Below are 11,837 nucleotides of genomic sequence, written 5' to 3'. Positions count from 1 at the left end.
GATTGGAAATGAAAATAACTTATTTACATCTGATGTAGGCACCAAAATATCAAATACCTCAGCGCATAGCGTTGGGTTTAGTAATGCTATTGTCGATATGGGGTATCCTGACGCATACACTCCAGAGGACAATGTGAAAGCGTTATGCGATGGCGTTACTTGCTCCCTAAATGGCGGCATGGCGAATAAGCGAGATTTGCTTTGGGATGTTTCGGACAGTACTGAAATTAAAGATAAAGTTGTGACAGATAATGAAACGGCTTTACCGGGAAGTTATTTCATCTCGTCGTTCGGTGCGCCATATTCGGGACTCACGATAGAGCCTTCAGGGAACCTAATTTTCCCAACAGGGGAATACTGGTTAGACAGGGCCGATATTCGAGGCACGATGACAGTCGAAGGAGACGTTGTGCTTCACGTTTGGGATAAAATGACGGTTGCTGGCTTGGTTAATACAACAAGCCCATCAGATAATTTAACTATCTATGCTTACAATAAAGGTGATGAATGTCCTCGTCCGGGCTTTTATCCTAGTGGGCCACCTGCAGTAAATACGAATTTCTCAGTCGATATCAACTCATCAGGCTTGTTTAACGGCCGTATTTACTCCCAGGGCCCTGTTGCTTTATCTAACAATACTGGATTAAGAGGTGCGGTTACAGCCTGTCAGTTACAAATGAGCAACACCGCGCAAATAGTCGGTAACAGCCAATGTTTCAATCCGCCGGATAATAATTATCAACTTGTTGTCAGCCCAGAGCGAGCCTTGAGCTTGCTGTGCGAACGTCAACCCGTAGAATTCCAAGTGTTGGATAGTAGTGGTGCGCTGGCGTCCCAATTTAATGGTGAGATAGATGTCACGACGAATCTGACTGGCAGCGGACAGGCGTTCTGGTATGAGCAGCCGGACGGTGGAACAGGTACAGATGCCAAGCAAAGCCAGCGTTTTTCTGTTTTTAACGGGAAAACGCAATTGTGGCTGAAAAGTGAAGTGATTGAAACAATCTTTGTTACCGGACAGCTAGTCTCAGACGGCAACCCAAGCGCAGAAGGCCAGTACAGTTTTGTCCCGTTTAAACTGCAGATTCAGGAGCAGGCATTGAAAGTCGTTGCCGGAAAACCTGAACAAATTACTGTCTCTGCCAGGAGTTGCGATACCAGTGCTGCAACACCGGCAGAAGCCCGAGACTACAGCGGTATCCGGACACTACAGTTGAGTACTCGCTATACCTTGCCAGATTCAGGTGGCAACTCTGTCGAGTTACGCGATAAAAATGGTAACTGGCAGTCCACCAGCGTTGCATTGAACTTTCAGGAGGGCAGTGTTGAATCAGAGTTGCGTTATTTGGATGCGGGTCAGACGCAACTTAGTCTTGTCGATCCAAATTGCACTAAAGCCGGTGGATGCAGTATCAGTGGTAATGGCTCGTCGCTGGACGGTATGGATTTAGGCGATTGGACCCGATTAGAAGGTACGCAAACCGTCTGGTCCCGACCTTATACGTTCGCGCTCTGCGATGTGACCGCTGACAATGGAAAGACAGATTTCTCCGGCACTGCCAGCGGCGGACCGGGCTTTGCGGCAGCGGGTGAGTCGTTTTCAGTCACCTTTAAACCTGTGATCTGGACGGAAGATGCAGTGATGCCGGATCAAAGCGGTGACGATATCAATGATATCCAAACCACCACCTCAGCCTGGTGCAATCAACTCACCACCCCAAATTACTATTCCGTCTCTGGGCTGGTGACAGCGCCGATTCAGTTGTCTATTCCCGGTAAACCGGCTTCGCCAACGGGCGATGGTGTGGTTGCTGGGAGTCTGGGGGGCACGCTGTATCACGAATTTACAGGCTCTGAAGCGACATCAGGCTGGACCATAGACGATCTGAGCTGGAGTGAAGTCGGCAGTCTGTGGCTGCAGGCCGATGCCGACTATCTTGGCATGACAGTGGAGCAGGGTGTCGGACAACTGGGACGCTTCTACCCAGCACATTTCGTCATCAAGGAGAGTGTGGTCAGCGACGCCTACGGTAGTTTCACCTATATGAATCAGCCGTTTTCTTTGTCAGCGACTGTTGAGGCGCAAAATACGCAGAACCAGCCAACCCAAAACTACGGCTATTTTGCCGACGATTATAGAGAATCGCTGCAGTTACGCGCCGTGAATGCGGGGGCGACAGGGAGTGATGCCAATAACTTGACCAGCCGGTTGTCTGAGCGTCTGAGCTATCAGCAATGGGACAAAGCTCTCCAAACGATCACGACCGATACGCTGGCATTGCTACGGGTGGTGAGCAGCACAAACCCAAATGTGACCGAACCGGACGGGCCGTACCCGGTCGATTTTGGTCTGGTTGTAGAATCTCGGAATGATTGCGCTACCCGGGGTTGCAGCGACTTTTCAGATAAACCCTTGAGTGTCTATGAGTTGGACGGCGCCACGCCGGAAACCGCCGCCGCGCTGGTTGGTGATATTCATGCCCGCTACGGCCGGATGCGGTTGGAAGGTGCGGTGGGCCGGGAAGGTGAAAAAATCAATATTCCTGTGCTGTTGGAGTACTGGAATGCAGGCCAGTTCGTCACCAATGGCGACGATAACGACTCGGTATTCAATGGCCAGCTGTATTTCAGACAGGGCATCACTCACCCGACCACGAATGCAATCACCGCATCCGTTGGTGATATACAGGTGCAAGAAGGCCGTTCAGCGTCGGGCGATCTTTATGCCACTGAGGGCGAATCTGGCGAGCAGGTGCGCTTCTGGCAAAAACTGATAGCCGACATGCCTGCTGCCATCACAGGCGAGAATCCTGTCACTGACTCAGGATCCGGCACCCATGCCGGCAGCGAATCCCAGCCCTGGTTGCTGTACAACTGGCGGGGGCAGGGTGATGAAAACCCCTCAGCCGTGGTGACTTTTGGTGTTTACCGTGGCAATGACCGGGTGATTTACCGGGGTGAAAGGAATATGAACCAGTTCATCCATACCAATTAGCCGGTGTCAGTTCGTCGAGACCAGTGCGTCAACAGCTGGCGTTGCTATGCTGAATCGGAATGATTTTGATAAAGTCAGTCTGAATGGATAAAGCATGGCTTTATATTCCACTTGCTTTATATTTGTCTGGTATGTCTCAGGGGCATGCTAATGAGCGGGCAGCCCACAATTCGAAGCAAAAGCACACACGAAAGCGTAACAATCCCTAAAAATGAGGATCTGTGGCAGGTTTGACAAAGCTTATCTTGTCTCGCTACCTGCCACTTGATACATTTAGGCGCAATTTTTACGAAATTTGAGCTTGCAGGATTAGCCGAAAACTATGTTTAAAAAACTTCGTGGCATGTTTTCCAATGACCTGTCCATTGACCTGGGTACTGCCAATACCCTGATTTATGTCAAAGGGCAGGGTATCGTACTTGATGAACCTTCAGTGGTCGCCATTCGCCAGGATCGTGCGGGTGCCACTAAAAGTGTCGCGGCCGTTGGCCACGAAGCAAAACAAATGCTGGGGCGTACGCCTGGTAATATCGCTGCTATCCGCCCGATGAAAGACGGTGTGATTGCAGATTTTTATGTCACAGAGAAAATGCTGCAGCATTTTATCAAGCAAGTGCACGATAACAGTGTACTGCGTCCAAGCCCACGTGTGCTGGTAGCTGTGCCTTGTGGTTCTACTCAGGTTGAGCGTCGTGCTATCCGTGAATCGGCACAAGGTGCCGGTGCCCGTGAAGTGTACCTGATTGATGAACCTATGGCGGCGGCTATTGGTGCCGGTCTGCCGGTATCTGAAGCGACAGGCTCCATGGTGATCGATATTGGTGGTGGTACAACTGAAGTTGCCGTTATCTCTCTGAATGGTGTGGTGTATTCCTCTTCCGTGCGTATCGGTGGTGACCGTTTCGATGAAGCGATCATCAATTATGTCCGTCGTAACTACGGCAGCCTGATTGGTGAAGCAACCGCTGAGCGCATCAAACACGAGATAGGTTCTGCTTATCCGGGTGATGAAGTGCGTGAAATCGAAGTGCGCGGCCGTAACCTGGCTGAAGGTGTGCCACGCAGCTTTACTCTGAATTCCAATGAGATTCTTGAAGCCCTGCAAGAGCCGCTGACAGGTATTGTGTCTGCTGTGATGGTGGCGCTGGAACAGTGTCCGCCGGAACTGGCTTCGGATATCTCAGAGCGCGGTATGGTACTGACAGGTGGTGGTGCATTGCTGCGTGATCTGGACCGTTTACTGACCGAAGAAACCGGTATCCCTGTGGTTGTTGCTGAAGATCCGCTGACCTGTGTGGCTCGCGGTGGCGGTAAAGCGCTGGAAATGATCGACATGCACGGTGGCGATTTATTCAGCGAAGAGTAATGTCTACCCCGGCAAACATCCAAACAGGTCATAGTGTTACATGAAACCTATCTTTGGCAGAGGCCCTTCTCTGCAATTGCGCCTGTTTCTTGCCATGTTACTGTCGGCCGGCCTTATGCTGGCCGACAGCCGTCTTGATGCTTTCGCCCAGGTCCGGTATGTCCTTAACTCTGCGGTTGCCCCTTTGCAATACGCAGCGAACCTTCCGCGTGAAATTCTGGATGGTCTTTTCAGTCAGCTGAGTTCTCATCAGCGATTACTGGCAGAAAACAAAGCGCTTAAGCGCGACCTTCTGGTACTGCAAAGCGATGTGCTGCTACTTGACCAGTTGCAGCAGGAGAACCAGCGCCTTCGTGAGCTGCTGGGCTCACCTTTTGTGCGTGACGAACGTAAAATGGTGGCTGAAGTGATGGCTGTCGACTCCGACCCATACAGTCATCAGGTCATGATAGATAAAGGCCGGGTAGACGGTGTGTATGAAGGTCAGCCGGTGATCAATGACAAAGGTATCGTCGGTCAGATCTCCTATGTCGGTGCACACAACAGCCGGGTGCTGCTGCTGATTGATCCCACCCATGCGATTCCGGTGCAAGTGGTGCGTAACGATATCCGGGTAATTGCCTCAGGCAGTGGCGAGCAGGATCAGATTCAGCTCGAACACGTCCCCAGCAGTACCGATATCAAAGTGGGCGATTTACTGGTGACATCCGGTCTGGGTGGCCGCTATCCGGAAGGATACCCGGTCGGCAGGGTGACAGAGTTTTCGTTCGATAATAAGCGCCCGTTTGCGCAAATCAAAGCCTTGCCAACGGTGCAGTTTGACCGCTTGCGCTATTTACTGCTGGTCTGGCCGACAGACAGAGAAAGGCATACCGTCACCACAGGAGATCCGGTCAATGGTTGATAGTCGAGCCAATGGCATTGTGCTGATCTGGTTGTCGTTTGTGGTTGCACTGATGCTGCAGGCCGCTCCCTGGCCCGGACAGCTGGAAGCTTTCCGTCCGTCCTGGGTTATGTTAGTGGCGTTTTACTGGGTGCTGGCGTTGCCACACCGGGTGAATGTCGGCACGGCATTGGTACTGGGACTGATCTGGGATCTGTTACTGGGTTCTACTTTGGGTATTCGCGGTCTGACCATGTCAGTGCTGTGCTACATAGTGGCCCTGAACTTTCAGGTGATGCGCAATTTATCGTTATGGCAGCAGGCCATGATAGTCGCCTTGCTGTCGCTGGCCGGCAAGCTGGTGGAGTTCTGGGCAGAATACCTGGTGGTCGAGATTGAATTTGATCCCACCCGGTTGTGGGCCGTATTACTCAACTTCCTCCTCTGGCCTTGGTTGTTCCTGTTTTTGCGGCGCATTCGCCGTAAGTTCTCAATACGTTAGGGGACATCAGTCCCCTTCGATAGCACTGTGTGATACGGCTCGCATGACAAGCCCCCAGTGCTATCGTCTTTCTAGGTAAGATCAAGATGACAACACTGTATCTGGCATCCGGTTCACCCCGTCGTAAAGAACTGCTCTCTCAACTCGGTTACACTTTCGATATCCTGTCGCTCGACGTCGAAGAACGGCATCAGGCAGGAGAAACCCCGGAAGCCTATGTTCAGCGTCTGTCGCTGGACAAAGCCATGGCAGGGGTGAGGGTAACTGACGGACAGACGCCGGTACTCGGTTCAGACACTATAGTGGTAGTAGACGGACAGATTCTTGAAAAGCCGAGGGATTTCGCGCACAGCCGTGAGATGCTCATGTTATTATCCGGACGAAGCCATCAGGTCATGACGGCTGTCACTGTTGCCACGCAAGCGCGTCAGCGGACAGAGCTGGTTGTAACGGATGTCTGGTTCCGGTCTCTGACCAGCCAGGATATTCAGGACTACTGGCAAAGCGGTGAACCCAAAGACAAAGCCGGCAGTTATGCCATTCAGGGGATTGGCGGGAAATTCATTGCCCGTATCGAAGGGAGTTACCATGCAGTTGTCGGCTTGCCGCTGCTGGAAACCGATGCGCTGATCCGAGAATTTATAGCCAATTAAATTAACAGAGGCATCCATGAGTACCGAGCTGCTTATCAATGTGACACCCAGTGAAACCCGCGTGGCGATGATTGAAGGGGGCAACCTCCAGGAAATCCATATTGAGCGTGAATCCAAGCGTGGCATTGTTGGCAATATTTATAAAGGGAAAGTGAGCCGTGTACTGCCTGGCATGCAGGCAGCTTTTGTGGATATCGGGCTGGATAAAGCGGCCTTTCTTCATGCCTCCGATATTGTTCCCCATACCGAGTGCGTGGCCGAAAATGAGAAACAGCAGTTTCAGGTAAGGGATATTTCAGAACTGGTGCGCCAGGGGCAGGATCTGGTGGTGCAGGTGGTGAAAGATCCGCTGGGAACCAAAGGCGCCCGCCTGACGACGGATGTTACCCTGCCATCCCGCTACCTGGTTTTCATGCCCGGTGCCAGCCATGTTGGCGTATCGCAGCGGATTGAAAGTGAACGCGAGCGTGAACGCCTGAAAAACCTGGTAACCAAGCATTGTGATGAATTGGGCGGATTTATTATCCGCACCGCTGCGGAAGGGGCGTCATCGGCCGAAGTAGCGCAGGATGCTGCATTTCTAAAGCATTTATGGCGAAAAGTGCTGGAACGTCGTGGAAAATACAAGAGTAAGTCGATGCTGTACGGAGAGCTTGGTCTGGCGCAGCGTATTCTGCGCGATTTCGTCGGCACTGAATTGGATTCTATTTACGTCGATTCCCGCCTAGCTTTCGAGAATTTAAAAGAATTTACCGACGAGTTCGTGCCAGAACTGAGCAATAAGCTGGTTCGCTACACAGGCGATCAGCCGATTTTCGATCTGTACGATACGGAAAATGAAATTCAGCGTTCGCTGGATCGCAAAGTGGAGCTGAAATCCGGCGGTTATCTGATTATCGATCAGACTGAAGCCATGACAACGGTCGATATCAATACCGGTGCTTTTGTTGGCCGCCGTAATCTGGAAGAGACCATCTTCAATACCAATATTGAAGCCACCAAAGCGATTGCCCGCCAGTTACGCCTGCGCAACCTTGGCGGGATTATCATTATTGATTTTATCGATATGGCCTCTGAAGAGCACAGACGCCGGGTGCTGACGGCACTGGAGCAGGCGTTGTCTTACGACAGGGTGAAAACCAATATCAACGGCTTTACCCAGCTTGGGCTGGTGGAAATGACCCGTAAACGGACCCGTGAAAGTATTGAACATGTACTGTGCGGGACTTGTCCAACCTGTGAAGGGCGTGGGACGGTGAAAACGGTCGACAGTGTCTGCTATGAAATTCTGCGTGAGATTACCCGTGTCAACCGGGCTTATGATGCCGATCGCTTTGTCGCTTATGTTTCCCCTGCGGTGGCCGAGACACTGGCCGGCGAGGAATACCACGCGCTGGCTGAACTGGAAGTCTTCATCGGTAAGCAGGTTGAAGTCAAAATCGAACCTTTGTATAACCAAGAACAGTTTGACGTCGTAATGATGTAAACCCTGAGGCAATGGCGTGTTATCTGTGCTGATAAATCTGACCCGCGTTCTGAAATGGACGTTGCTCACTCTGCTGGTCATCGGCGCAGTGTTAATTACCTCGTTGCGCTTACTGCTGCCGCAATTGAATGATTACCGCGCTTCGATTACGCAATGGCTCTCGGCGCAAGCCAATATGCAGATCAGCGTCGAGCTGGTTGAGGGGCGCTGGCATAATCTTGGCCCGGTTATGGCGCTGCACGGTGTCAGTATCGGTCAGAGCAGTAAGGATATGGTGCAGGTCGGCGAGATCGACTTTGACGTTGATTTGTGGCGTTCTGTACTTAACCTCAAGCCGGTTTTTCGTGATATCAGACTGACCGGACTCACGCTGGATCTCACCCAGTTTCCGGCCAGTAACCGTCCTGCTGAGGCAGATAACCCCCTGGATGTTAACCGACTGGAACAGCTGTTGTTTGTTCAGCTGGGAACATTCTCCCTTCATGATGCGACCCTAGTAGTGAGCTCGCCTGCGGGTCATCGTCAGCCGGTGGCGGTGACAGAACTGAAATGGGATCGCCAGGGTGACATGCACCTGGCGGAAGGTATTGTCAGTATTCCCGGTACCGATCTCAATCAGCTCAATGTGATGGCGAATCTGTCTGCCACTCGCGGATTGCCGCATTTATCCGGCACTATTTATGCGCGGGCGAAAAACCTGTCAATGACCCCCTGGCTCAACCAGTCTGTGCTGGGCGGGGAAAAAATCACCGACAGCCAGCTGAATGCGGAAGCTTGGCTGACTCTCGACAATGGTCAGCTCAGTAACAGTAAAGTCCGTTTTCTGGACTCCTATGTACGCTGGCAGGAAAACGGGCGCAAACACGAGCTGGCATTGCTGCGTGGCATGCTGTCCCTGATCCCTGAGCAGCGAGAAGCCAGCAGCGGATGGCGACTGGATAGCCATAAACTGGTACTGGCGACAGATCAGAAAGCCTGGCCGCGTCTTGATTTCTCCGCTAACTGGCAGGCACCGCAGCAAAAGGATCAGGCTGTGCCTGAGCCGGTATCACCGCAAGACACTGTGTCCCAGGGTCATTGGCAGCTGGCTGTCAGCAGTGTTGATCTGGCCAGACTGGCACCGTTAGCCAGTTTGCTGCCGGAAGACAACACAGGCCGACAAGCCATTGAATCACTTCAGCCAGCCGGTTTGGTACGCGATCTCCGTTTGGCCGGTCAGGGACTGGCGCTCCCTCGTTTTTCATTTGAACTGGATGGGGTCTCGAACAGGCAGTGGATGTATCTGCCAGCCTTTGCATCTTTGCATGCCAATATTGCCGGTGACGGGCAGCAGGGTGAGATAACGCTCAATGTCGGCAAGCAAACCCTGGACTATGACAAGGTCTTCCAGGCACCGATGGAGATTGAGCAGGCCGATGTCCGTGGCTACTGGAAATTGGACCGCCAGGGATGGCGTGTGTGGAGCGATGAGCTGTCGCTAATCACACCGCACCTGAGTGCGAACGGACAGTTCCGGCTTGATTTTCCGAAAGCGGCTCCTTCCTGGCTGTCTTTTTACGGCGAAACCAAAGTCAAAGATGCTGGCGCAGCCTGGCGTTATTTGCCTCGCCCGGCGCTGGGGCAGGAGCTGACGGATTATCTTTCCTCCGCCATTCGTGGCGGGCAGTCTGATCATGCTCAGTTACTGTGGTTTGGCGATCTGCCTGCATTTCCTTATGCCAGCCATGACGGAAATTTTGAAATCAGCGTACCGCTGAAGCATGGACGTTTCAGTTTCGATACCGCCTGGCCTGAGCTGACCGAGATTGATTTGAACCTGGGTTTTCGCAATGATCGCATGCTGATCAATGCCAGCCATGCCAAGACCAAAGACGCTGTGGCTGATCGGGTCGTCGGCGATGCCTGGCTGCACCCGGATGGCCACCTGAAACTGGCCATTGATGTCAGTGCAGAAGGCGAGCAGGTCCGCGACTATATGATGGCAACGCCACTGGTGGACTCGGTCGGGGCGGCGCTGTCGGCGGTGAATGTTGACGGACCTGTGGCCGCGAAGCTGCAGTTGGACATTCCCTTTAGTGGCGGCGAGGTGAAAGCGCAGGGAGAGGCCAGTCTTGACAGTAACCGGGTGACTATCGAAAGCCTGTTGCTGCCTCTTACCCAGGTAAAAGGCACCATTCATTTTGATAATGACCAGATAACGGCGGACGGCGTAACCGGCTACTGGCTCGGCCAGCCCCTGACCGTCAGCTTTGACGGCGAGAACGGCGAAGCCGGTTACCGGGTCAATGTGGATCTGGCCGGGTTCTGGCAGGTTGCCTCGCTGCAGCAGCGCTTGCAGGATCCGCTGCTGGCCAGACTGCACGGCAGTGCCAAGTGGCAGGGTAATGTCGGGGTGGTAATGCATGATACCGGACTGAAATATCAGGTCTTTATTCAAGCGCCGTTAGCTGCTATCCGCAGTGAGCTGCCTTATCCGTTGGTTTTTACACCACAAAGTCCCACCAGTGCGGTGCTGACGGCTTCCGGCAATACTTCCCGGCTGGAAGCCAGCCTCACGGTGCCGGATGCTCAGTACCGGGCTGAGATTGCCTTGCAGTCACAACCGCGGATTGTACGCAGCGAACTGACAGTCGGCCTGGCCGAACGACGCAAACTGCCGGCAAAAGGCCACGGGATTCGTATTCAGGCCAATAGCATTGATGCCGACGCATGGGACAGCCTGGTACAAGAGATCATTGACAAGCAGCGGAACAGACCGGCAGCACAAACCGGTATTGAACTGCCATTACCTACGCGGATCAATGCCAGCATCCAGCAGCTTAAGCTGGCTGGGCTCAACTGGCACAATCTGGACTTGGCGGTACGCAAGCAGCCATCGCAGTGGCATGCGGTACTCGGCAGCCGCGAAGTCAGCGGCGAGCTTTTCTGGCCCGACTATAAGCCTCTGACGGTGAACCTGGAGCAGCTTCACCTCAATTTACCGGAAGATAAAAAGCCGCTGGAAACCCTGTCGGCTGAGCATAGGTATGTGCCGCAGCGAGCTATTCCACCTGTCACGGATTTTGACCGTAACATGATGGCTTACCTGCCGCAGATGAATGTCAAGGTTAAAGACTTGTGGCTGCAGGGATACCGGCTGGGCGCATTAAGTGGTCGGTTGCGACGCGATGCCCAGACGCTGATTCTGGAAGAGCTGCAGCTGGATTCCGGCACGACGTCGCTGAGTCTGGATGGCCACTGGACTATGAATCAGTACCAGAATGAAACACAGGTTGCCTTTGATATCGCCGGTGAGGACAGCTCTGAGCTGATGGGGCGGCTGGGGATCTCCGGCGGGATCCAGGATGCCCGCTTTACCAGCTACGCCTCGATTCAGTGGCAGGGGGCGCCATGGTCGATGCACCGTGAAACCCTGACCGGTGAACTCAAAACCGAAACCGGCAAAGGGGTGATCCGTGATGTAGGCGGTGCCGGCCGGATTCTGGGGTTATTCAGCCTGGATTCTATCATGCGCAAGATGCAACTCGACTTTACCGGGGTGTTTGATGACGGGCTGGCTTTTGACTACATCAAAGGGTCCGGGCGGATCGAAAATGGCCGCTTTGAAACGGACGATGTGGAAATGAAAGCACTGGCGGGCGATATGTACATTCAGGGAAGTGCTAATCTGGTTAATGAGACAGTGAATGCCAGAGTGAAATTTATTCCTGATCTGACATCCGGTATCCCGGTGCTGACAGCGTTTGCCGTCGCACCGCAGACGGCCATTGTCGTGTTTGCCATTTCGACCGCCCTGTCGCCTGTGGTGGATGTTTTTACCCAGATTAACTATGTCGTCAGCGGCCCGATAGAGTCACCCACAGTGACAGAACAGTCGCGCTTTACCGGTGAGTTTAAGGTCCCTGCCGCCCTGAAGCAGCAGGTTGAGCAATAATAAGCAAGGTGTTTCCGG

The 11,837-nt window shown here is 53.1% G+C and carries 7 protein-coding genes; all 7 read left to right on the top strand.

Translation table 11 applies throughout. The features are described 5' to 3' along the window. Positions 1-241 precede the first annotated feature (241 nt). On the top strand, positions 242-2,995 hold the full coding sequence (locus tag KCG43_RS08655; RefSeq protein ID WP_218384358.1) for a DUF6701 domain-containing protein: 2,754 nt from the start codon (positions 242-244) through the stop codon (positions 2,993-2,995). Between the two features lie 322 nt (positions 2,996-3,317). Next, positions 3,318-4,361, top strand: coding sequence for a rod shape-determining protein MreB (mreB, locus tag KCG43_RS08650; RefSeq protein ID WP_027253728.1), 1,044 nt, complete (start codon positions 3,318-3,320; stop codon positions 4,359-4,361). Between the two features lie 40 nt (positions 4,362-4,401). Further along, positions 4,402-5,265 (top strand): rod shape-determining protein MreC, encoded by an 864-nt coding sequence (mreC, locus tag KCG43_RS08645; RefSeq protein WP_027253727.1) that lies wholly within the window; start codon positions 4,402-4,404, stop codon positions 5,263-5,265. After that, positions 5,258-5,746 carry a rod shape-determining protein MreD gene (gene mreD / locus KCG43_RS08640; protein ID WP_192015860.1) on the top strand — a complete coding sequence of 163 codons (489 nt, stop codon included), beginning with the start codon at positions 5,258-5,260 and terminating at the stop codon, positions 5,744-5,746. Before mreC ends, mreD begins: the two co-directional genes overlap by 8 nt. 86 nt (positions 5,747-5,832) lie before the next feature. Beyond that, positions 5,833-6,399: a nucleoside triphosphate pyrophosphatase gene (locus tag KCG43_RS08635; protein ID WP_218384357.1), complete on the top strand. Its 567-nt coding sequence runs from the start codon at positions 5,833-5,835 to the stop codon at positions 6,397-6,399. A gap of 16 nt (positions 6,400-6,415) precedes the next feature. Continuing rightward, positions 6,416-7,885, top strand: coding sequence for a ribonuclease G (gene rng, locus KCG43_RS08630; RefSeq protein ID WP_192015858.1), 1,470 nt, complete (start codon positions 6,416-6,418; stop codon positions 7,883-7,885). A gap of 25 nt (positions 7,886-7,910) precedes the next feature. Then, complete coding sequence (locus KCG43_RS08625; protein WP_370630672.1) at positions 7,911-11,819, top strand: YhdP family protein; 3,909 nt, start codon at positions 7,911-7,913, stop codon at positions 11,817-11,819. Positions 11,820-11,837 lie beyond the last annotated feature (18 nt).

Origin of the sequence: Photobacterium sp. WH24, from assembly GCF_019204055.1 — a bacterium.
GTDB lineage: Bacteria > Pseudomonadota > Gammaproteobacteria > Enterobacterales > Vibrionaceae > Photobacterium > Photobacterium arenosum.
This window is presented reverse-complemented; position numbering and strand designations above follow the sequence as displayed.

Bases quoted from the DNA above. Each gene is read 5' to 3' on its own strand.
- mreB (WP_027253728.1), top strand. From the start codon at position 3,318: ATGTTTAAAAAACTTCGTGGCATGTTTTCCAATGACCTGTCCATTGAC.
- mreC (WP_027253727.1), top strand. From the start codon at position 4,402: ATGAAACCTATCTTTGGCAGAGGCCCTTCTCTGCAATTGCGCCTGTTT.
- mreD (WP_192015860.1), top strand. From the start codon at position 5,258: ATGGTTGATAGTCGAGCCAATGGCATTGTGCTGATCTGGTTGTCGTTT.
- KCG43_RS08635 (WP_218384357.1), top strand. From the start codon at position 5,833: ATGACAACACTGTATCTGGCATCCGGTTCACCCCGTCGTAAAGAACTG.
- rng (WP_192015858.1), top strand. From the start codon at position 6,416: ATGAGTACCGAGCTGCTTATCAATGTGACACCCAGTGAAACCCGCGTG.